Here is a 20,418-nt window from a genome sequence, read left to right as displayed (position 1 = left end):
TAATTCTTCCGGGGAACCGTACCTACAAAAAGGTATTTGATGGGATAGCCCTATGTGGGCTGTTTGCCCTATTGTTAACTTGATTTTGGTGACGATCGCTACAGGAGTGAACACTCCGCGAAGCATAGGTCTTGAGGTAGAGAAGGTAAAGAAAAATCATTCTTTTGTTAAATCTCCTGAAATTGTTTTTCTTAGAGCCAAAGGGTAAAATAAGATACAGAAATAAATTTGAAAACGTTCATCTCCAGCGATACTGCTCACCCTACCCTCAACCCGTAGGGAAATCGCGAGAGACGGAAGTAGGGTCAATGACACATCAGTGACTTGAAGGAACGCGCCTATTTCACGAAACCTGAGCAGTTTTAGGAGTAAATATATGAGACTTTCCTATCGTGGTACCGAGTACGAGCCTGAGCTAAGCACGGTTGAGACGATCGATCGGGGCGTGATGGGTCAGTATCGCGGACAAGCTTATAGCGTTCGTTATCCCAGACATATTCCGGCTCAGCCTGTGCATACGCTCAACTACCGCAGCGTCACCTATGCCACGATGCCTGACGGAAGCCACATGAGTGTTCCGGGTCGTTTGCGGACGAATGACTTGCCCGTGCGGTGGGCATGTGACACGGCTTCGATTGGTTCGAGCTTTCATCGTGTCCAGCGCGACGAGATGGAGAACGTCCATCGGCAAAACATTCAGCGTCGATTAGTGCAGCGGATTCAAGCCGCAAAACAGCGAGGCGATCAGCAATTGCTTCAGCAGCTTGAACGCGAGATGAATCTGTTTGTCTAATGAATTGATCTCTCGTTGAAAGGGGGCAAAGGGGCAAAATCCCGATCCCTCTTTCAGCTGGATCATTCATTAGCTTAATTCATTGGATTAGAGATTAGATTTCTCTATTTTCTAAATATGTCTCTCCGCTTTCGGGTAGTGTCGGAAATCAGTCCAGACCTGCCCGTTTTTATTGCGTCTTTTCCCAAACATTTATCAAAATCGTTAATCAAAATCGGTTGGCAGGTCAGGCTGTGTCTCGTGCTGAAATAGCCGATCGATTTGCGAAGGCACAACTCGACTCAGCGACAGTTCCGGGATTTGGTCGGGCGCAAAGAAATCAACTGCTTCGGTTTCTATACTGGGTGTCGGGCTGCCGCCGATCAGCTCACAGCGAAAAAACAGCTTGTAAATTTGCACGGGAAGGGGCGGGTGTCCGTGGCGCGGATGGTCACGATCGTACAGAGCCAGCAATTTTGTGGCTTTCGTCTGATAACCCGACTCCTCAAACACTTCCCGCTCGATCGCCAAGCTGGGAGGCTCACCCACATCTACCCAGCCACCGGGCAGCGTCCAGCCGCCGTCCGATCGCTCTTTCACCAGCAAAATTTTCCCATCTTGAAACACAGCTCCTCGCGCATCGACTTTTGGTGTCGCATAACCCCGCTCATGCCGAAAAAAATTCAGCACCTTTTCGGGTTCGGTGTCTGTATAAGCTGCCATCATATCCGCTGTAATTTGCTGAATCTGCCGATAGCGATCGACATCATAGGGATTTTCGGTGTAGGTCAGCCCGTTTTGGGCGAGTGCCTGAAGCCTGCGCCCCCACTCTAACCACTGAGTATTCATTTCTCAAAATCATCCTGCTAGAAATCTACGCCCCGCTTCAGATCCACACCTTTTTCTGCATAGTGCTTGTGGTTAAACACCTCCGAGTGTGTACTGGCAAAGTCAAAATAGTCCGGCGGATGTTTGCAGCGTCCGGTGATAACGACTTCCGTGTCGCGTGGCTTTCGCAAAAGTGCCTGAACGATCGGCTGTTGGGGCAATAGCTCTAGATCAACGGTGGGGTTCAGCTCATCTAGAATAATGGTTTTATATAAACCTGAGGCGATCGCTGCCCGGGCAATTTCCCAGCCTCGCTCCGCTTCTACATAATCTAATTCCTGCTGCTGTCCGCGCCAGACGATCGCATCTCGCCCGCATCGCTGATGATCGACCAGATTGGGGTAGATTTGGCGCAGTGCCGCAATTGCTGCATCTTCGGTATAGCCAGAGCCGCCTTTGAGCCACTGCATAATCAGCACCCGGTGAGATTTGTCCTGACTGATGCCTTTGCCGATCGCTTGCAGAGCCTTTCCTAACGCACTTGTAGATTTGCCTTTGCCCGAGCCCGTATAAATTTCGATGCCTTCGATGCCGTGGGCAACGGCGTTAGCATGCAGATGTGCCCGCATCTCGGAATGGAGATCCGCAATATCGAGCAATGCTTGCGGTGCGCCTCGTCCGGTCGCGATAATCTCCAGCTCCTCTGGCTTGCGCTTCAGCGTTTGCACCACTTCATCCACAGGTAGCAATCCCAGATCCAGCACTGGATTTAGCTCATCCAGCACCACCACGGAATACAGCCCCGAAGCGATCGCCCCCTTTGCCACATCCCAGCCGCGCTGTGCCTCCATCCGATCGAAGCGCGTAATATCATCCGACCCAAAAAACTCGGCTCGACCCGTCCGCACCTGATCGATCAAATGGGGAAAGCCTCGCCGCAGTGCCTCGATCGCCGCGTCTTCGTCGTAGGTGCGTCCTGGTCCCTTCAGAAATCGCAGCAGCAAGACTCGAGTTTGACTGCCCGTGTGAATGCCCAGCCCGATCGATCGCAGCACCACCCCCAGAGCCGCCTGCGATTTCCCTTTGCCAACCCCGTCATAAATATGAATCTGCCCTGCCAGTCGTTCTGATCGCGTTTGGGCAGTCCGAATCCCAATTCCAGTCCTTGTCATGACTTTAAGATGGTTCTTGTACCTTGGATTTTAACGAAGCTCTAGAAGTTCAGCCTGACCCGAGTGAAACTTTTTAGCACGAGCCAGCTAACCCTCTCGCCAAAAAGTGATTCCCTGAAGAGTCTCTCAAACTGCCCTTTCCCCTGATACTCTAAAACTCTATATATAGCGTCCTATGAAATATACATCGAATTCACACTCTACTAGTTGATTTATTCGCACTTCATCAAACTTCCGAGTCTAAACTCCTAGCCTCAAACTTTTCTCCGCAAATTAGCCTGTAATCGATGCAATAGGCCTCCCGCACGAACCGAAGCTCCCCTCACTCATCTACCCCTTCATCCCTCCATCCCCCTCTCCCATGCCCTCTGTCCTCCCCCTCCGAGCGATCGCCCTGCAAATCCTATTTCTGCTGATTGCGATCGCGATCGAATCCTCTATCCTGTATCGGCAGCTTAAAATTACGCCGCGAGAAGGGGTGCAGTACGCAGCCACTCTGAACCTCTTGTCTACAGTAGCGGGATGGATTGTGATCTTTATCGTTTTGAATACTGGAGTAGGAGGGCAGATCAGGCGCAGTTTAGATGTGGAGATTGCCCTGATCAGTCTGGTGCTGTTCAATCAGGCAGTTTCGGTGGGCAGCAATGTGGTTGGCGTTCTGGTTCTGGGGGCACTTGCAGCGTTTCCTGCCAGCTTTGCCGTCAAGCAGTTTGGTTTAGTGCTGCTGAAATGGGTGCTTGACCCCAGCCTCGCCGAAGCCAAGCCGCTGCCTCAACCGGAAGTGCGATCGGTGATGCGAAATCCGCGAGAAGTGGTGCGTAAGGAAGCTTCTTCGCAAGTTCTGGCTGTTTTTCTGGCGAATTTGCTGAGCTATGGGGCGATCGTGCTCGTGTTGCTGCTGCTCATTTTTATTCAGGGGGGAATCGCGCTATAGCGGCGATCGGCACAAAGCGCAATGCTCAAGGAATTGGGTTAGCTCGGTTGGAGTCCTGTTCTAAGTCGGGGGTTTCAGTGAACGCAATCGCGGGGATCTTTGCATGATCGACTTTTTTCAGTTCTTGTTTGGGTTGAGCCTGTTTCGCAACCTGCGTGAGTCCTTGACAGAGCAGTTCAAGCAGACTCAGAGAAGCATTCGCCAGATCAAGCCTTTTTCCTGGCAAACCACGCTACTGCTCAGCCTGCTGTCGTGGCTGGTGTATTTGCTGCTGCAAGATGAGATGGCAAAGCGGTTTGTTTCCTTTTTTGGCTGGGTCTTTCTGATCCTGGGGGTGGATTGGGCATTGGTTAAGCGGAAGCTCACAGTTCCCATTCTTGGACTGCAATTTCGCTACGCGCCCTGGGTTACGGGAGCAATTCTCACGATCGCCCTCTACACCAATCGGCTACTGATCCTGGATCTTGCCAGTGCATTGACCAGCTATCCCATCTTTTCTGCCTTACTGGCGAGTATTCCAAAGTTTATCCATCCGGGTCCCACGTTTCGTCCACCCCATCGGGCTGGAAGGCAGGATATCGTAATTGTGCTGCTGCTGGGAAGCCTGTATAGCTGCTGGTTTCAGCTTTACTTTGATATGCAAAATTTACTGGATCAATACCCCAGCCTGCTGGCAGACGACATGAGCCGCAGTCGTTTTGTGGTGCAGCTAGAGTCCGATCCACCGCTAACCAACGGGATTCAAATCCTGAATGTGGCAGAAGCCAACGTGCGAGAGACGCTGAACGGGCTTTCGACCTGGGTTGCGGTGCAGCAACAGCTCAGTAATATTCAAGCTGAAGTCCCTCGAATTGCGACGCTCGCCCGCTCCGAAATCTACGGCAGCCCGCCCAGAAGCAGAGAATATCGGCTGTGGCGACTGAATGCCCAGAGTTTCCCTGATCCTTTACAGCCCGGTTCCCTTTTGCTTCAGCTCCAGGCCCTCTGGTATGGTCCTAGCTCAGATGGCAAAGGCTATATTTTGCAGCGATCGTGCCAGGTTCAGCCAGCAGGCAGCCAGATTCCCATTGCTCAGGCTCCGGGAACCCAGTCTACGGTGTATCAGATGCAGTGTGGAGCGATCGAGTCTTCGCTACCCGCCGTGTTGCCTCAGGAAAACTGAACTTCTACCAGCCCCAGCTTCCCAATCCACCCTTAAACGGACCCACAATATCTTTAGTGATCCAGCCGCCGTAAAAGTCTCCGGGCTGGGTTGTTACCTGCTCATCGTCTATAAAGCAGGCATCCATCCGACTGGGATAAAAAGCAACATAGTGCTGAATTCCCGCAAAAGACGGAGTAGGGTTGGCATAAAACCAGGCAGCATTCTCAGCCGTTCGATCGCCCACTTGAATCGTGTAGTACCCAGCTTGCCCCTTCCACTCACAGAAGGTCGATCGTCTTTCCTGCGTCAGGTACTCCATCTGAATATCTTCCGGGGGAATGTAGTACACAGGCGGATGGCTCGTTTCCAGGACGCGCTTTGCCCGATGGGTATCGGCGATCGTTACGCCGTTAAACACCACCTGAATATGCTTTGCCAAATCCTCTAGTCGCGGCGGACGGGGATAGTCCCACACCGATTCCTGTCCGGGCTGAGGAATAATGCGATCGATGGTCACAGTGGCTCCGTTGTTTGCTTGATCTGCTGTATCACTCTTTCGATCGTGCCAGAGGATTGCGATTTTGGGCAGCCGCCTTGATAGTTTGCTGAATCCGGTTCAATCGAGTTTCGGGACGTTTTGCGCTGCCAATCCACGACAGGATGTTCTTTTTGACGGAATTACTGAATGCCTGAAAATTCTGCTGCGCCGCTTGATCTACCGCAAGTGCCTGCTCCAGATCGATTGGAATGACTAACGCCTCAATCTCATCGAGCGCATTCCAGGAGCCGTCTTGCTGAGCGGCAATGATTTTTGCCATGCCTGCTTCGGTCATCAAGCCCTGCTCGATCAAATTCGCGACGTATTGCTTATTCAGCTTTGACCAGACGCTTCCCGGTTTGCGCGGCGTGAAAATCTGACGATAGCGATCGTCGTCCAGCGTTTGCACTTTGCTGTCAATCCAGCCAAAACAAAGGGCTTCCTGCACGGCTTCAGGGTAGCGGATGCTCGGTTTGCCGCTTCCGACTTTGTAATAGATAAGCCAGATGCCGATCGCCGTTTGATGATGTTCTGCTAACCACTGCCGCCATGCCGGGCGATCGATCGCTTCAACGATTTCAAGCTGGTCTTCAAATCTTGTCTGCTTCATTGGGCTTCATTGGGCTTCATTGCTGATCCATCAAAATCTGCCCGATGCCCGTGCCTGGATAGTAGCGGCTGAGAATTTGCTGGTGAGAATAGCCCTGCTCTGCTAAATCCAGCGCGCCGAGCTGACTCATGCCCTTTCCCTGAAACGCTTCCATCACAATGTCATCCGATGCGGCATAAAGCGACTCCACCACGCCACCCCGATAGCTGACAAACTGACCGCTCGTTTCATCAACTGCTTGACTCGTCCGGTCTGCCTCTCGCTCAATGCCGCGATAAACCTGATAATATTCCGTTGCGCCCAGGTCAAACAGTCCGCTCATGGGCTTGTAATAATAGGTCAACGCATAGGATCGGGCGGCGATCGCCTGTGCCTTCAGAGCTTCCATGTCCCAGCTTGGTGAAACTTCACTGCCAACGACGCTGTGCAAATACTGCCGCATATTCACCTGATTCACTGCCCAGAGTTTGCCGCCATCCACCGCTAAGATGAGATGCCCGTGATAGGTGCGCTCATTGAGGGTAAAGAGTCCATCGGGCGGCAGGGAAATCATTACAATTCCCGGAAACGCTTTGCCGTTGATGCGGATGCCGTCTCCCGCGACTTCCACGCTGTAAGACTGGTTCGCGGCAAAATGACCGATCGCCTGTCCTTCTGGATTTAGCGCATCGGTGGCAGTTGAAAAGCTTACCGTGAGTGCCAGAACTTTCTCTGCGATCGCCACTTTCATTTCAATAAAGGAATCAACAGGCGCAGAGGATTGAAGAAGTTCTTGTTTCGCTTTCTCGTTGAGGGCGCGTTCTTCGGGGGTGAGAGCAGAAGGGTCGATGGGCTGAGGAGATGGGGATGGGGATGGGGTAGATAGGGGGATGGGTGAGGGTGCAGGAGCAGGGAGACTGGAGGAGAGTTTACCGGGAATTTGATTGAGGGAGGTGGAGGCTTGGAGGGGGGTTGGAGATGATTTCGCGAAGGCAACGAGGGTCAGGGCAATGATTCCGCCGATTGTTAAGCTTGCCCCAATCAGATAGGGGGGCTGAGTGAAGCGTTTGAGCCGATCCTTGGTTTGGGTAACGGATGTTGGGTCGATCGTCATAATTTCTGTCTGGTCTGAGGGAATTGTGTCAGCACCAGTGGCTTTTAACCGCGTGATGTAAGGGGCTGCAAACTGCTCTTGAGATTCCATATCTCCGCTGGCAATGTGCAAAACCAAGTGCTTCTGCATCGAGAAAATTTGCAATTGCCAAAACTTTCACCGAAGATTTTAAACCTGCTCTAGCACTGCAACCGTTCGATCGCTTTGCACATTCCCCGTATTCAGCGTGGCGGCAGGTTCAAACAGCAGCACATGAACTTCCTCAAGGGCAATCGGCAAATGCTCGACCCCTCTGAGAACGATGAAAAATTCGCCCTCGTTCAGCACCACATCGCGATTGCGCAGCCGCATCGTCAGCTGACCTTTCAGCACCAGGAAAAGCTCGTCCTCATGGTCGTGGTGATGCCAGACAAACTCCCCTTTGAGCTTGACCAGCCTCACCTGCTGCCCATTGAGTTCCCCGATAATTCTGGGACTCCAATAGTCTGTGAAGGAGCTGAGTTTTTCAGTCAAATTGACCTTTTCCATCGCTACGGGTTCCCGATGCAGATCAAGCCCAGCCTAGCTTACTTGTGGCGAATCAGTTCATAAATTGCCAGGTAATCTTCGCCCGGATGGTTCCAGGAGAAGTCATAAGCCATGCCCTGAAGCTGAAGCTTCTCGAGCTCTTCAGGGTAGTATCGCCACAGCCCGATCGCCCGATCCATTGCGGACTCCAGTGCTGGATAGTCCATCTGGTAAAACACATAGCCGTTGCGCTCTTCGGGGGGATGGGTTTCGTCGTAATCGCGATCGAACACGGTGTTCACCAAGCCGCCTACCCCTCGGACGATCGGCACGGTGCCGTACCTCAAGCCGATCATTTGCGTCAGTCCGCAGGGTTCAAAGTTGCTCGGCACGACGATAAAGTCGGCTCCGGCATAAATCAGGTGAGACAGTTCCTCGTTGAAGCCAAGTTCCAGATGAATGTCGGGGTTGTCGTTGAGGAAGCTTTTCTCGTGCTGGAAGTGGGCATTAATTCCGGCTTCAGTAGCTGACCCCAGCAGCACAAACTGAGCATTCCGCAGCATCGCGTGATAAATGGCGTGGTGAACCAGATGCACGCCTTTTTGCTCATCTAGTCGTCCGATAAAGGCGATCAGGGGCTTGTCTTCGTGCTGAAGCAGCAGCCGATCGCGCAGAGCTTTTTTGTTTTTTTGCTTGTCGGGCAGGGTTTCCGGCGTGAAGTGGTGAGGAATAAAACGATCGACTTCGGGGTTCCACACATCGTAATCAATGCCGTTGAGAATGCCGCCAAACTTGCCTTCGTGCAGGTGAATGGTGTGTCCCAACCCGTAGCCAAATTCGCCGTAGTGAGCTTCCCAGGCGTGATGGGGGGAGACGGTATTTACGAAGTTGGAATAGACGATGCCGCCCTTCATGAAGTTGATCGCAAAGGGGTTGAAGTTGTCTTGCAGGCGATCGTACTGGAAGTAGTATTCGGGGCGGTTCAGTCCAGTTGCGGTAAGAACCTGTTCGCCGCCGTGTCCCTGGTGCTTAAAGTTGTGAATGGTGTAGCAAACGCGCTGAAACTCCAGTCCGTGATGCTTATAAATTTCATACAGCATAACGGGGACGAGTCCGGTCTGCCAGTCATGGCAGTGCAAAATGTCCGGTCGCTTGTTAGTAATCAGCAAAAACTCCAGCGCCGCCTTGCTGAAGAAGGCAAACCGCATGTTGTCGTCATCGCAGCCGTAATAGGTGCGGCGATTAAAGAAAAAGTCTTCCGAGTGAGGATCGATAAAGAAGCAAAGCCGCCCCTGTACCCAGCCGCAAAAGACATCGCACTTGATACTCGCGCCGTACCAGGGCACGTTGAGATCCCGGTATGCCTCGTGCCAGCCCCAAATCTGGTCGTACCGCATACAGTCGTACTTAGGCAGGATGATCTCAACGGCATGACCCCGAATCTCCAGCTCACGGCTCAGCCCGTACACCACATCGCCTAACCCGCCTGCTTTAATGACCGGGGCGCATTCCGAGGCAATTTGTACGATGTACATCCCTTTTCCTCACCAGGTAGAAATAACTTGGTAATAACTTAACAAAAATATATTTATACGTTTTTGGTAGGCAAGCAACCTGAGAGGGAGTTTAATTCCAAGAAAGGGGGTGAAAACTTCCAGAGCGTTGATGTCCCCCAAATTCCTCAACTTTAGGAGACCTTGCAATCTGCGAATAGGCAAGATTCTTCCCAAAATTAGGTAGCCAGAGAGCTATTCAGGTTACGAATCTCTCCAAACATTCCCTTAGAGCTTTGTGACGTGGCAGTTTGCAGGTGAGAAAGTAGCATGAGCTATAAAGACTTTGAATCAAACCATAACTTTGAAGTAATCATCAAGAGCAGCACAAAGCTAGAACAAGTTTTAACAGGGGTGCGTCAATGGGAAGCAGTTCCCCGTATGGGGTAATTGCCTCTCAGGAAACCAATCTGTATCGCCTTTATCCTCCCAATCCCCTGAGTTCTTATGCGTCAATCCCGATTTGCGCTCTATTTTTCCATCGGATTATTTTTGGTTACGCTTTGTACGATCGTCTTGCTAATGGTTGAGGTTGCCCCAGCACGATCGAATGCGCCGTTCATGGGAATCATGATCGATCCGGGTTCTTCAGCTCCGATAGTGCATCTGCCGAATCGTCTTTTCAACTGCACAGATGAAAACCAGCAATTTCGCTGTCAGGCATCCTTAAAAGAGCAGCCCCTCCAGATCACGTTTGATCAAGGCAAAGACTATATTTACTTTCTGCAAAACTGCCGTGCGACCTATGCAGGTCAGGCAACAAACTGTCAGGCAGCGCAAGGCGGCAATATGACCCAGCGTGGCGTTCTATCTTATTATTCGCTCACCACCAATCTGGGACTGACAGTTCCTGAACTTAAGGCTCTCCAGCGACAATACTGGCTGACTAACCTGGTGGGCACTAGCGCAGAAGGCTTTATCTGGATCGGGGGCTGGGCGATCGCAGCGATCGGGGCGGCACTTGCGATCGGGTTGAACTGGCTGGAGGATAACCTCCTCACTCGCAGTTTCACCAGCCTGAGCAGTGGCTTTGGTCTGGCTTTGTTGACCTGGTTTGTGCTTGCCAGAATTCCTTACACAACGCTGGCGCAGTACGGCATTAACGAATCGACTTGGCGTTTTGTGCTTCCCATTATCACAATCGCGGCTGGCACGCTGGGGTCGATTCTGACAGGTTTTTATGTGAGTCGGCGCACCCGCCCAGCCCTGAAAGCAGTGACAAGTTTGCTGATGGGATTTGCCACTGCATTTCTCTCCTGGTTCTTTTTCCCAATCGTTCTTTCAGTCATTCCGGAAGGCTGGTGGCTGAGGATTCCCTTAACCGTGATGTTTGGAACAGCTACAACTATTCTGCTGCTGAAAGACACAGGGCGATCGATCAAGTTCTTTTCCTGTAGCGTCAGTGCGCTAGGAGCGTTTGTGATGCTGCTGACGCTGATTACTCACCTTGGGCTAATTCTGGGATTTGCAGATTAGTGGATTGCCTGAACTCATATAATTTGAGTTAGAACTATTCTGCTGCCGCCATGACCGATTCTCCTCATCCCACAACTCAATATTCCTATCTGCCTGTTCTGAGAGAGCTTGTTCGCACTTATCAGGCTTTCTCTTCGATTGATGAGGCACAAATTCGCACCTATGGGTTGACGGCAAGCCAGTTTGACGTGATTGCTACCTTAGGCAACACAGACGGCATGACGATGAGCGATCTGGCAGAAAAAACGCTGGTCACAAAAGGAACGCTGACCGGAATTGTCGATCGTTTGGAAGCAAAGCAATTAGTACGGCGAGAAGTCCCGGAAGGCGATCGTCGCTGCTTTAAAGTCGTGCTGACAGCGGCAGGAGAAGCCCTGTTCCACGACATCTTTCCAAACCACATGGCGTTTCTTCAGGAGCGATTCGATCGTCTAGAAACCTCGGAATTAGAGCTATTGCGGGTTTTGTTGGGGCGTGTGCGATCGGCATTTACAGAGCGATCTTAAGCCTGGATAAGCAGTATTCTTTGAACAAGATAGTTTGACACCAAACTAATTCATGCTAGATTAGCTTTAGTAGAAAGTACGAGTTCAAACTTTTTGGCTTTAAACAATTAATTTTAAGGAGAACTCCGATGCCTGAACTGCCTCTGACCCTGCAACTTGATGCAGGAACCTACTGGCTCTGCACCTGCGGTAAGTCCGAAAACTTTCCCTATTGCAATGGCGCACACAAAGGCTCTGGCTTTACACCAAAGCAGTTTGAGCTGACCGCACCTGCCACCGTTGAAATTACGGCTCCGGGCGAGGCGATCGTTCGCTAAAAGTCGCGCCTTTGCAAAGCACAATTCGATCGTCCCAAAATCGTCCCAATGAGGAATCTGCTTCCCCTGCGGCTGGGTTTTTGGCAGGGTTTCGGTTCAAAATGAAAGTAGCCTGTCTCAAATCCAGCCATTTCTGAGGAATTTGCCGTGAGTGCCAGAGGCTATCGCAGCGCAGGTGATTCGGTGCGTGACCCGGTAGGTAATCCAGTTGTGATCGTGGGTGCGGGATTTGGCGGCATTCAGGCAGCACGCACTCTTGCCCGGCAGGGAGTTTCAGTTCTGCTGATCGATCGCCAGCCTTATCACCTTTTCACGCCGTTTCTGCATCAGGTGGCAATGGCAGAGCTAGAGCCAGATCAGGTGGGAATTCCGATTCGGCGACTGCTGCGATCGTCCCCCAAGGTTCAGTTTCTCCAAGCCGACGTGCAGGCAATTCGCTGGGACAAACAGAGGCTTGAAACCTCAGCAGGACAGGTTTCTTTTGAGTATCTGGTTCTGGCAACGGGCAGTTTCACTCATGCAGAAGTTCCCGGAGCAGCACAGCACACGCTGCCGCTCAAAACTCTGCCTCAGGCGATCGAGCTTCGTAATCACATTTTGTCTCGTGTTGAACAGGCCGTGAATGAGCCTGATCCGGCGCATCAGCAGCGGTTACTCACGTTTGCCGTGATTGGAGGCGGCTCAACGGGTGTCGAAGTTGCCGGATCGCTTGCCGAGTGGATTCAGGAGGGGCTGAGCAAAGACTATTCTATGCTCGATCGATCGCCCCTCAAGGGGAAGGGCTTCGCATCGCAGTTTCGGTTAATGGTGCTGCATTCAGGCGATCGGCTCCTGGAAACAATGGCTCCTCGGCTTAGCCGCTATACCGAACGACAGCTTAAACGGCTCGGGGTAGAAGTGTGGCTGCATAGCAGGGTGACTCAGGTTAAGGCAGGTCGAATCACGGTTCAGACGGGCAATCTTCAGACGGACGATCTTCAGACAGGCGATCACGTGAATTTGATTGAGGCAGAAACGATCGTCTGGGCGGGCGGCATACAGGTGAAAGTGCCGGAGTTGTGGCGGCTTCCCACCGCACCCAGCGGCAGAGCAGCTACGTTAGCCTCGCTAAATTTGCCAGAGCACCCCAAAGTGTACGCGATCGGCGATCTGGCAGAAGTGGGCTGGAATGACCAGGCGTTACCCATGCTGGCTCCCACTGCTGATGCTCAAGGCAAAGCCGTTGCCCAAAACATTCTGCGCCAAATGCAGGGACAGCCTCCGCTTCCCTATCGGCACAACGATCGCGGCACAATGGCAATTTTGAGCCGATTTCGGGCAGTGGTGCAGCGCGGCAAGTTCACCATGACCGGATTTCCCGCCTGGCTGCTGTGGCTTGGCTTTCACTGGTTTATTCTTCCCGGCATGCGCCAGCGCATTCTTGTTTTAATTCACTGGATGTCCAATCATTTGCGGCATGATCGCATTCCGGCTGCTGTTCTTCGCTCTTCGCTTCAGGATTCCTCAACGCAAAACAAAACTTATTCCGCTCGTTCTCGATAACGTTCTTTGTAATGTTCACGCTTTGTAATGTTCACGGTTCTGCCCTTCATCCGAGTTTGGTACAGGATTTTGATATGAGCTTCCCCAGCGTTTTCGTTTCCCACGGTTCGCCCGATTTGGTGTTGCATTCTGGTCGATCGCTTGACTTTTATCGGCAGCTTGGAACCCAGATCGGCAAACCTAGCGCAATTCTCGTCGTTTCAGCTCACTGGCTTTCGACAGAACCGATCGTCAGCACCGCAGCGCAGCCCCCAACAATTCATGATTTTGGCGGCTTTCCAGCAGAGCTGTATCAAATGCAGTATCCCGCTCCCGGTGCGCCTGCCCTGGCGGAAGCAGTGAAATCGCTGCTGATTCAGGCCGGATTTGCAGCCCAAACCCACCCCGATCGCGGGCTCGACCACGGAGCCTGGATACCCCTGATACTGATGTATCCCGATGCGGAGATTCCGGTAACGCAGTTATCGATCCAGCCCCGCCGCGATCCTGCCTATCATTTCCAGCTCGGACAGGCACTCGCCCCCCTGCGTGACCAGAATGTGCTGATTCTCGCAAGCGGCTCGCTGACTCATAATTTAGGAGCTTTGACCCGCAACAACTTTGAAGCAGAACCTACGGATTGGGCAGTTGCATTCGACGAGTGGATCAGCAAGACGATCGCCCAACGCAAAATAGAAGACCTGCTGAACTATCGCCAGTTGGCTCCCTTTGCGATCGAAAACCACCCGACCGACGAACATTTGCTACCGCTTTTTGTGGCTGCCGGAGCAGGCGGGAATCAGCCCGTTCAGCTTCACTCGAATTTCACCTACGGTTCCCTCAGTATGGCAAGCTATGCCTTCGCCTGATCTGCGCCCAACAGGCGGCTAAATAGCTCCTGCACCTGATTCCAGGCATCTGCCGCCGCTTCTGGCTGATAGCTCGATCGTCGATCGCAAAAGAACCCATGCGCCGCATTCTCATAGCGAAAAATCCGGTGCGGAATCTGGGACTGCTGCAAAGCCGCCTTGATCTGATCCACATGAGCCGGCGGAATACTGGCATCCGCTATGCCAAAAAATCCATAGAGTGTGCCTTTAATTTCTGGCGTATAGGCGATTGTTGGCTTACCGTTCTCTGAACTCATACCCGGACTCCAGACCGGAATTCCAGCGCCGTAAAAAGAAGCGGTTGCCTTGATTTCTGGCAGAGTTGCCGCCAGGTATGCTACTAGCCCCCCAAAACAGAAACCAATACAGCCAATCGCCGCCGAACTGACGTTAGGCTTTGCGCTCAGATAAGCGATCGTGCTGCTCAAATCGCTCAGCAGCTCATCTACCTGCGTTTGCTCTTTGTATTTGCGCCCAAGCTGAACGTCTTCTGCGGTATAGCCTGCCTCAAACCCCAGAGCCAATCGCTGATAAATGGCAGGCGCGATCGCCACATATCCCAGCCGTGCAAAGCGATCGGTGACATCACGGATATGACTGTTCACCCCAAAAATTTCCTGAATCACAATCACCGCCGGACGCTGACTTTCTGAACCTGACTCCGATACGGGTTCTGCCAGATAAGCTGCAATCTGCAAATCACCGTTCTTAATCTGAACTTGGTTTGTCTGAATCTCCATCTCACTCTTTACTGCTTGCGTGACTGCTTGCGAATATTTGAAAAGTAACAAAAGGCTTGTCCTGTGTCCCCCCGATTTCCCTTGCTGTCCCGCAATTCTGGAGAACTTTCAAACCTACAGCTTCTTTACCTCATCTCTCTATCTCTCTATCTCCCTATCTCCTCCCCTTCCCATCTATCCATCTACCCGCACGATTGCCGCCACAGGTCCACCCCCTGGCAATCCCTGATGCTCACTGCCCCCTGACACATACACCATTGGGTCTTGCACCACAGAAGCCACAACGGCTCCCACGACTGCACGCGCCATCCGGGTATGGTTAATATCGGAGTCATCCAGCATCGTGTGTCTCCGTCCCAAAATCGCGCCAGCGGGATCGGCTTCAGCTTTCGCAAAGATATTCACAATTCGATCGATCGGCTGTCCAGTTTGCTCGATCGCCCGCCGTACCGCATCCTGATCGAGCGCGTGAGCCATAACGCTGTGCCCAATTACAAACTCGCTGGCAGAATGGCTGGCATTGCCCATCACAATAATCTCGCAGTTTTGCAGCTCCACCCCCGCAGAAGTCGAAGCGATCGAGGAGTAAAGGCTGTAATTTGAACAAATGTCTGCATCGCTTAACTGAGCCAGATCGACTTCTCCCAGAGCAACCGCCACGCCCAGCGCAGAAGCTCCCCGCGAATATGCCATCGACTGATAGCTGCTGCCCGCCTGCCCGGACTGTTCTCGTTGAGCGGCAGTGACCAAGGGACATTTGATCTGGACAAAATGCACGTCGGCTTTGTTTAATCCTGCGGAATCGATCGCTTGCTGCACCGCATCGGCAACTTCCTTCACCATTGCCACGGTTCCCACTTCCTGCGGCAAAAAGTCTCGCGTTCGGCTCACCCCCAGCACCAACCCCCAGCGGTGCGGCGTATCTGGCTCGACCTGCTCCTGAGTAAAAATTGTCAGATGTGGACTCAGCACACCTTCTGTGCCGCCCGACATCACATAAATAATTTCCTCGGCTGTCTTCTCAGCCATTTTCCCTTCACCATCGCCAATCTGCTGGCTCAAAAATGTCTTCAGCGTTTGAACCGCGAAACCCCGTGTAAAATCATTAACACAGCCGTTGCCTTCGGTTTTTCCCATAATGGCAACGATCGTCGCCGGATTAACCTCGTCTTCAATTAACTTTTGTAACCCGGCTAAATCATCAGGGCTACTCTGCGGAATTTTGTAAACTCCTACTTTCATGGGTGTTTTCATGGGGGTTCGCCTCACACTGATCGCCTTATATCTCACCCTCAACATCATCTCAGCAATTCCGCCGATTTTCGCCTCTGCGCTCTCCTGCCCGAAATGCCGTCTATCCTTTCTGTAGCTACCTTTCAGTGTTCTTCCTTCGTTAAACGCTTTACCCTCTTTGGAGACTGCTATGGTTCAGTTCCGGATTCAACCCGATAGCGAAATCCCGGCATCGACCCAGCTCTATAACCAAATCCGCTTTGCGATCGCCTCACGGCAGTTTCCGCCCGGTCATCGGCTGCCCAGTACCCGCCAGCTTGCCATGCAAACTGGACTGCACCGAAACACGATCAGCAAAGTCTATCGCCAACTTGAGGATGACGGCATTGTTGATGCGCGAGCCGGAGCCGGAATCTATGTACGGGCGCAGGGTGACGAAGGCGGCAACATGGCAAAAGGACGATCGCCCCTGGTCGAGCAATACCCGCAGGCATATAAGCTAGTGCAGCGCAGCCTCGACGATTTGCTGAATCACGGCTGCTCCCTGACTCAGGCAAGAGAACTCTTCCTTGCTGAAATTGACTGGCGACTCCGATGCAGTGCGCGAGTCCTGGTCACGGCTCCCCAGCAGGATATCGGCGCAGGCGAACTGATGGCACACGAACTAGAGCACGCTCTCCAGATTCCGGTGCAGCTTGTCCCCCTAGAAGAACTGGCTCAAGTGCTGGATCAGACCCGATCGGGCACGGTTGTTACCAGCCGCTATTTCATTGGAGCCGCTGAGTCGATCGCCTCACCCAAAGCAGTGCGCGTCATTCCCGTAGACATCTACGACTATGGGCACGAAATTCAAAAACTGCTGAAGCTGCCCCAAGATAGCTGCCTGGGCTTGGTCAGTCTCAGTGGCGGCATTCTGCGCGCTGCCGAAGTGATTGTAAACAGCCTGCGAGGGGACGATTTGCTGATTATGACCACCCAGCCCAACGATACCTATAAGCTGAATGCGATCGTCCACAGTGCCCAAACGATTTTTAGCTTTGATCAGGCAAGCGGGGTCGCAGTCAAAGCAGCTGTCGCAACCGCCAGAGAAGATTTAATTCGCGCTCCGGTCATTATCTGCTGCGAGAACTATATCGGCGAAAAGTCCATTCATCTCTTGAAGCGCGAACTTGGCTTGGATTAAGCCACGACTTCCGGCTGTAAAAAGGCTTCAACTTCTTTGAGATAAGTTGCTTCGTCTTCTAGCATTGGGAAGTGACCCGTCTCGCGCATCACAATCTGTTTTACGTAAGTTGGGTTGAGGCTGGCAGCAGTCTGCCCCAGTGCGGCGGGAATAATCTGATCATATTCGCCAGAGACCAGCAGCGTCGGAATGTGCAGCTTGCGATACTCCTCTGGCATTTCGATCGAAGCCCGCTCGCTTACAGCCGTATAAATCGTGCCCAACGCTGCTTCCTGCTCTGCCATCAAATAATCTTCCAGAAAGGCGCGGCTTGCCTCACGCGGAATCGATCGCCGCAAAAACCGCTGCATAAATAATCGATCGGCTCCCGGAATCTTGCTCATCCAGGTCGGGCGAAACTTGACCACATAGCCGCCAAACTGGTGAAACGCCTTAAACGATCGCTCATCATACTCAAACACGCCATGACAGGTGAGAATCGTGCGCTCCACCCGCTCTGGATGGCGGTTCATAAACAGCACGGCAACCGATGAGCCAGTCGAGTGAGCATTAAGAAACACTTTGTTCAACTGAAGCCGATCGAGCAATACTGCCAGGTCGTCTGCATAGGTCTCTAGCTCATAGCCGAGCGCCACCACTGCTTCTGCCACCGGACGAGTAAAGCGCGATCGACCAAATCCCCGCAGGTCATAAAGCAGGCAGTCAAAACGGTCAGACATTGACTGCGCCGTCGTTTCCCAGTAGCGTGCCGAGCCACCCCAGCCATGAATAAACACCATCGTCGGTTTATCAGGATTCGGCTTTTGCTCAGAATTTGCGGTGGTGGGGCTGCTAATCCACTCGTAGTAGTGATTGACTCCCCGGATTTCAAGATAGGGCATGGTCAGCAATATCAACGAACGTTTGATTTGTACTTTTTGTATTTAATATCCTAGAGGATGAGCGAACGGCTCCCTCCGAACGATGGAATTTCTTTAGCGATCGATTCCACTCACATTTGAATTGAAATCGAAAAAGGCTGAGTCCAACCAGACCCAACCTTTCTTTGCAGCACAAACCTCAGAGAGAAATCAAAAACGCAATCTCCTTAAGCAGATTCCGGTTTCGGCAGCGACGACGGGTGCACCAGCAGTTCCGCAGTCGATCGCTTCTCAACCATTTCGCGGGTAATAGCGCAGCGCGTCACATCCTTACGGGAAGGTAGCTCGTACATGACGTCAAGCATCAGTTCTTCCACAATGCTTCGCAGTGCCCTTGCTCCGGTCTTACGACGGTAGGCTTCTTTGGCGATCGCACGAACCGCATCCGGCTTGAACTCAAGCTGCACGTTGTCCATCCGCATCAGCTTCTGGTATTGCTTCACCAAAGCATTGCGCGGCTCGGTCAAAATTGCAGTTAGAGCATCTTCGTCCAGCGGCTCGACCACGGCCATGACAGGAACCCGTCCAATAAATTCAGGAATCATTCCAAACTTGACGATATCATCCGGCTCCAGGTGCTTCAGCACATCCGAGGCACGCTTTTCCTTAGATTGACCTTCGCCTGGCTGGATAAAGCCCATCGTTTTCTTACCAATCCGCTGCTCGACTGCCTTATCCAGACCAACAAACGCACCACCGCAGATAAACAGGATATTGCTGGTGTCGATCTGAATGCAGTCCTGATAAGGGTGCTTGCGTCCGCCCTGAGGGGGTACGTTAGCGATCGTTCCTTCCAGCATCTTAAGGAGTGCCTGCTGTACACCTTCGCCGGATACATCGCGGGTAATCGAGGGGTTTTCGCTCTTACGGGCGATTTTGTCAATTTCGTCGATATAGATAATGCCGCGCTGGGCTGCTTCTACGTCCAGATCGGCCACTTGCAGAAGCCGCAGCAGAATGTTCTCAACGTCTTCGCCCACATAGCCTGCCTCGGTCAGCGTCGTGGCGTCGGCGACCGCAAAGGGTACATCCAGCATTTCTGCCAGAGTTTGCGCTAGCAGGGTTTTACCGCAGCCCGTCGGACCAATTAGCAGAATGTTGGATTTTTGGATTTCGATCGCATCATCACCCTTGCTGCCCTTCGACTGAGCATAGGTCAAACGCTTATAGTGGTTATAAACCGCGACCGAGAGAATTTTCTTTGCCTCGTCTTGACCAATTACATGATCGTCCAGGTGATTTCTGATTTCCCTGGGTTTCGGAATCTGGCTCAAGTTAAGGCTAGACGCACGCACCTGTCGCTTTTCGGGCGGACTCTCGCGACGGGCAGAAGGCTGAGGAACTGTCGCACTGGAGTCAAACAACTCCTCATCCAAGATCTCATTGCAGAGGTCTACACATTCGTCACAGATATATACTCCAGGTCCAGCAATCAGCTTACGGACTTGTTCCTGCGACTTACCGCAGAATGAACACTTGAGATGGGAGTCGTACTTTGACATATTTTCCCCTTACTGCACAGCGGCAATCGATTCACCGGGCATCGGCAGATTTTGACGCGCAATCACCTGATCGATCAGACCATAGTTCTTGGCTTCTTCGGCAGACATAAAGAAATCGCGCTCCGTGTCCGCTTCAATTCGTTCGAGCGGCTGTCCAGTATGATAAGCCAACAGCTCGTTGAGCGTACGTTTGTGGTAAAGAATTTCCTTCGCCTGAATCTCGATATCCACCGCCTGACCCTGTGCCCCACCGAGCGGCTGGTGAATCATGATGCGGGAATTGGGCAGTGAAAGCCGTTTCCCGGCTGCGCCCCCGCAAAGCAGAAACGCCCCCATACTGGCAGCTAGACCGTAACAGATAGTCACGACATCAGGACGAACCTGCTGCATTGTGTCATAGATAGCCATCCCCGCCGTTACAGAGCCACCCGGCGAGTTGATATAAAGCTGAATATCGCGCTCCGGGTCTTCCGCATCGAGGAACAGGAGTTGAGCTACGATCGCATCGGCAATCGTATCGTCTACCTGAGTGCCCAGGAAGATAATCCGCTCCCGCAGCAACCGTGAGTAGATGTCAAAGGCTCGCTCACCGCGCCCAGACTGCTCAACCACCATCGGCACAACGCCGCCAGAGATGGATGCGCTCGTTACAGGATGGCTGCCAAGCGATGTAATTTGAGGAGTCCGAATGCTGAGCAGATCGGAGTGAGGAAGTTGAGGTTTAGCCATAGCAGGAATGAAGTGTCGTGAGTTCATTCTGACAAATTCAAGCACAATTGGCACGTGACAGGCTCAACAACTCTTATCAACGGTAGACCAAGACGCTCTCGAAGCAAACCCTGTGAATCTCCCGACAGTTGACTTTTGAGCACTCATCTCACCAATAAATATGGGCAATCCGGCTCCAAGGAAATCGAACTTTGAGCGATGCGAAGCAATTTCCCCTATCAATTTCCCCTAGAAGCAATTTCCTCTATAA

The 20,418-nt window shown here is 52.3% G+C and carries 21 protein-coding genes and 1 riboswitch; of the genes, 9 read left to right on the top strand and 12 right to left on the bottom strand.

Translation table 11 applies throughout. The features are described 5' to 3' along the window. The first annotated feature begins 233 nt into the window (after positions 1–233). Positions 234–339, top strand: a riboswitch (Glutamine riboswitch). Positions 340–376: 37 nt separating this feature from the next. Then, on the top strand, positions 377–793 hold the full coding sequence (locus NDI45_RS14590) for a DUF4278 domain-containing protein (protein WP_190791701.1): 417 nt from the start codon (positions 377–379) through the stop codon (positions 791–793). 204 nt (positions 794–997) lie between these two features. On the opposite strand, the gene NDI45_RS14585 is transcribed toward NDI45_RS14590, so the two are convergent. After that, on the bottom strand, positions 998–1,621 hold the full coding sequence (locus NDI45_RS14585) for an NUDIX hydrolase (RefSeq protein ID WP_348247757.1): 624 nt from the start codon (positions 1,619–1,621) through the stop codon (positions 998–1,000). A gap of 17 nt (positions 1,622–1,638) precedes the next feature. Next, positions 1,639–2,772: a cob(I)yrinic acid a,c-diamide adenosyltransferase gene (locus NDI45_RS14580; RefSeq protein ID WP_348247756.1), complete on the bottom strand. Its 1,134-nt coding sequence runs from the start codon at positions 2,770–2,772 to the stop codon at positions 1,639–1,641. 361 nt (positions 2,773–3,133) lie between these two features. Between NDI45_RS14580 and fraC the strand changes: the two genes are divergently transcribed. Together fraC and NDI45_RS14570 are read left to right on the top strand one after the other, a co-directional pair. Beyond that, on the top strand, positions 3,134–3,706 hold the full coding sequence (gene fraC / locus NDI45_RS14575) for a filament integrity protein FraC (protein WP_348247755.1): 573 nt from the start codon (positions 3,134–3,136) through the stop codon (positions 3,704–3,706). A gap of 103 nt (positions 3,707–3,809) precedes the next feature. Then, positions 3,810–4,868 carry a DUF5357 family protein gene (locus NDI45_RS14570; protein WP_190791697.1) on the top strand — a complete coding sequence of 353 codons (1,059 nt, stop codon included), beginning with the start codon at positions 3,810–3,812 and terminating at the stop codon, positions 4,866–4,868. 4 nt (positions 4,869–4,872) lie between these two features. Here the strand turns inward: NDI45_RS14570 and NDI45_RS14565 are convergent, their stop codons facing one another. Genes NDI45_RS14565 through glgA form a run of 5 tightly spaced genes read right to left on the bottom strand, consistent with a single transcriptional unit; the run spans position 4,873 to position 9,133 of the window. Continuing rightward, on the bottom strand, positions 4,873–5,367 hold the full coding sequence (locus tag NDI45_RS14565; protein WP_348247754.1) for a DUF427 domain-containing protein: 495 nt from the start codon (positions 5,365–5,367) through the stop codon (positions 4,873–4,875). Between the two features lie 31 nt (positions 5,368–5,398). Beyond that, a complete protein-coding gene (locus NDI45_RS14560; protein ID WP_348247753.1) occupies positions 5,399–5,998 on the bottom strand; it encodes a YdeI/OmpD-associated family protein in 600 nt (199 codons plus the stop codon). 16 nt (positions 5,999–6,014) lie between these two features. Next, a complete protein-coding gene (locus tag NDI45_RS14555; protein WP_348247752.1) occupies positions 6,015–7,220 on the bottom strand; it encodes a SpoIID/LytB domain-containing protein in 1,206 nt (401 codons plus the stop codon). 39 nt (positions 7,221–7,259) lie between these two features. Further along, on the bottom strand, positions 7,260–7,619 hold the full coding sequence (locus NDI45_RS14550; RefSeq protein WP_348247751.1) for a cupin domain-containing protein: 360 nt from the start codon (positions 7,617–7,619) through the stop codon (positions 7,260–7,262). 38 nt (positions 7,620–7,657) lie between these two features. Further along, positions 7,658–9,133 (bottom strand): glycogen synthase GlgA, encoded by a 1,476-nt coding sequence (gene glgA, locus NDI45_RS14545; RefSeq protein ID WP_348247750.1) that lies wholly within the window; start codon positions 9,131–9,133, stop codon positions 7,658–7,660. A 465-nt stretch (positions 9,134–9,598) separates the two neighbouring features. Here glgA and NDI45_RS14540 point away from each other — a divergent pair, with 465 nt between their 5' ends. From NDI45_RS14540 to NDI45_RS14520, 5 genes are all read left to right on the top strand, one after another. Next, positions 9,599–10,627, top strand: a complete 1,029-nt coding sequence (locus tag NDI45_RS14540) for a hypothetical protein (RefSeq protein ID WP_190793337.1) — start codon at positions 9,599–9,601, stop codon at positions 10,625–10,627. A 50-nt stretch (positions 10,628–10,677) separates the two neighbouring features. Continuing rightward, positions 10,678–11,133 carry a MarR family transcriptional regulator gene (locus NDI45_RS14535; protein WP_190793336.1) on the top strand — a complete coding sequence of 152 codons (456 nt, stop codon included), beginning with the start codon at positions 10,678–10,680 and terminating at the stop codon, positions 11,131–11,133. A gap of 128 nt (positions 11,134–11,261) precedes the next feature. Next, entirely contained in the window at positions 11,262–11,450 is a 189-nt protein-coding gene (locus NDI45_RS14530; protein WP_190793335.1) for a CDGSH iron-sulfur domain-containing protein, read from the top strand. 147 nt (positions 11,451–11,597) lie between these two features. Then, on the top strand, positions 11,598–12,992 hold the full coding sequence (locus NDI45_RS14525) for an NAD(P)/FAD-dependent oxidoreductase (protein ID WP_190793334.1): 1,395 nt from the start codon (positions 11,598–11,600) through the stop codon (positions 12,990–12,992). Between the two features lie 11 nt (positions 12,993–13,003). Further along, positions 13,004–13,840: a class III extradiol ring-cleavage dioxygenase gene (locus tag NDI45_RS14520; RefSeq protein WP_242067475.1), complete on the top strand. Its 837-nt coding sequence runs from the start codon at positions 13,004–13,006 to the stop codon at positions 13,838–13,840. Here the strand turns inward: NDI45_RS14520 and NDI45_RS14515 are convergent. Next, a complete protein-coding gene (locus tag NDI45_RS14515) occupies positions 13,825–14,601 on the bottom strand; it encodes a dienelactone hydrolase family protein (protein WP_348247749.1) in 777 nt (258 codons plus the stop codon). The genes NDI45_RS14520 and NDI45_RS14515 overlap by 16 nt on opposite strands. Positions 14,602–14,775: 174 nt before the next feature. Then, complete coding sequence (locus NDI45_RS14510; RefSeq protein WP_348247748.1) at positions 14,776–15,855, bottom strand: ring-opening amidohydrolase; 1,080 nt, start codon at positions 15,853–15,855, stop codon at positions 14,776–14,778. 169 nt (positions 15,856–16,024) lie between these two features. Between NDI45_RS14510 and NDI45_RS14505 the strand changes: the two genes are divergently transcribed. Continuing rightward, the gene (locus NDI45_RS14505; RefSeq protein WP_190793332.1) at positions 16,025–17,017 is read left to right on the top strand and encodes a GntR family transcriptional regulator; all 993 of its coding nucleotides are present in this window, start codon (positions 16,025–16,027) and stop codon (positions 17,015–17,017) included. On the opposite strand, the gene NDI45_RS14500 is transcribed toward NDI45_RS14505, so the two are convergent. The 3 genes from NDI45_RS14500 to clpP form a co-directional block, all read right to left on the bottom strand. Further along, positions 17,014–17,898, bottom strand: a complete 885-nt coding sequence (locus NDI45_RS14500; protein WP_190793331.1) for an alpha/beta hydrolase — start codon at positions 17,896–17,898, stop codon at positions 17,014–17,016. The genes NDI45_RS14505 and NDI45_RS14500 overlap by 4 nt on opposite strands. Positions 17,899–18,104: 206 nt before the next feature. Continuing rightward, positions 18,105–19,439: an ATP-dependent protease ATP-binding subunit ClpX gene (gene clpX, locus NDI45_RS14495; protein WP_190793330.1), complete on the bottom strand. Its 1,335-nt coding sequence runs from the start codon at positions 19,437–19,439 to the stop codon at positions 18,105–18,107. Between the two features lie 9 nt (positions 19,440–19,448). Next, complete coding sequence (gene clpP, locus NDI45_RS14490) at positions 19,449–20,168, bottom strand: ATP-dependent Clp endopeptidase proteolytic subunit ClpP (RefSeq protein WP_199296706.1); 720 nt, start codon at positions 20,166–20,168, stop codon at positions 19,449–19,451. Between the last annotated feature and the right edge of the window lie 250 nt (positions 20,169–20,418).

Origin of the sequence: Leptolyngbya sp. GB1-A1 (assembly GCF_039962475.1) — a bacterium.
GTDB lineage: Bacteria > Cyanobacteriota > Cyanobacteriia > Elainellales > Elainellaceae > Leptolyngbya_A.
The sequence above is the reverse complement of the archived record's forward strand: the minus strand, read 5'-3'. Positions and strand labels throughout refer to the sequence as shown.

Bases quoted from the DNA above. Each gene is read 5' to 3' on its own strand.
- NDI45_RS14520 (WP_242067475.1), top strand. From the start codon at position 13,004: ATGTTCACGCTTTGTAATGTTCACGGTTCTGCCCTTCATCCGAGTTTG.
- NDI45_RS14535 (WP_190793336.1), top strand. From the start codon at position 10,678: ATGACCGATTCTCCTCATCCCACAACTCAATATTCCTATCTGCCTGTT.
- NDI45_RS14500 (WP_190793331.1), bottom strand. From the start codon at position 17,898: ATGCCCTATCTTGAAATCCGGGGAGTCAATCACTACTACGAGTGGATT.
- NDI45_RS14560 (WP_348247753.1), bottom strand. From the start codon at position 5,998: ATGAAGCAGACAAGATTTGAAGACCAGCTTGAAATCGTTGAAGCGATC.
- clpP (WP_199296706.1), bottom strand. From the start codon at position 20,168: ATGGCTAAACCTCAACTTCCTCACTCCGATCTGCTCAGCATTCGGACT.
- fraC (WP_348247755.1), top strand. From the start codon at position 3,134: ATGCCCTCTGTCCTCCCCCTCCGAGCGATCGCCCTGCAAATCCTATTT.
- NDI45_RS14580 (WP_348247756.1), bottom strand. From the start codon at position 2,772: ATGACAAGGACTGGAATTGGGATTCGGACTGCCCAAACGCGATCAGAA.
- NDI45_RS14590 (WP_190791701.1), top strand. From the start codon at position 377: ATGAGACTTTCCTATCGTGGTACCGAGTACGAGCCTGAGCTAAGCACG.
- NDI45_RS14505 (WP_190793332.1), top strand. From the start codon at position 16,025: ATGGTTCAGTTCCGGATTCAACCCGATAGCGAAATCCCGGCATCGACC.
- NDI45_RS14585 (WP_348247757.1), bottom strand. From the start codon at position 1,621: ATGAATACTCAGTGGTTAGAGTGGGGGCGCAGGCTTCAGGCACTCGCC.
- glgA (WP_348247750.1), bottom strand. From the start codon at position 9,133: ATGTACATCGTACAAATTGCCTCGGAATGCGCCCCGGTCATTAAAGCA.
- NDI45_RS14540 (WP_190793337.1), top strand. From the start codon at position 9,599: ATGCGTCAATCCCGATTTGCGCTCTATTTTTCCATCGGATTATTTTTG.
- NDI45_RS14515 (WP_348247749.1), bottom strand. From the start codon at position 14,601: ATGGAGATTCAGACAAACCAAGTTCAGATTAAGAACGGTGATTTGCAG.
- NDI45_RS14570 (WP_190791697.1), top strand. From the start codon at position 3,810: ATGATCGACTTTTTTCAGTTCTTGTTTGGGTTGAGCCTGTTTCGCAAC.
- NDI45_RS14550 (WP_348247751.1), bottom strand. From the start codon at position 7,619: ATGGAAAAGGTCAATTTGACTGAAAAACTCAGCTCCTTCACAGACTAT.
- clpX (WP_190793330.1), bottom strand. From the start codon at position 19,439: ATGTCAAAGTACGACTCCCATCTCAAGTGTTCATTCTGCGGTAAGTCG.
- NDI45_RS14510 (WP_348247748.1), bottom strand. From the start codon at position 15,855: ATGAAAACACCCATGAAAGTAGGAGTTTACAAAATTCCGCAGAGTAGC.
- NDI45_RS14530 (WP_190793335.1), top strand. From the start codon at position 11,262: ATGCCTGAACTGCCTCTGACCCTGCAACTTGATGCAGGAACCTACTGG.
- NDI45_RS14555 (WP_348247752.1), bottom strand. From the start codon at position 7,220: ATGCAGAAGCACTTGGTTTTGCACATTGCCAGCGGAGATATGGAATCT.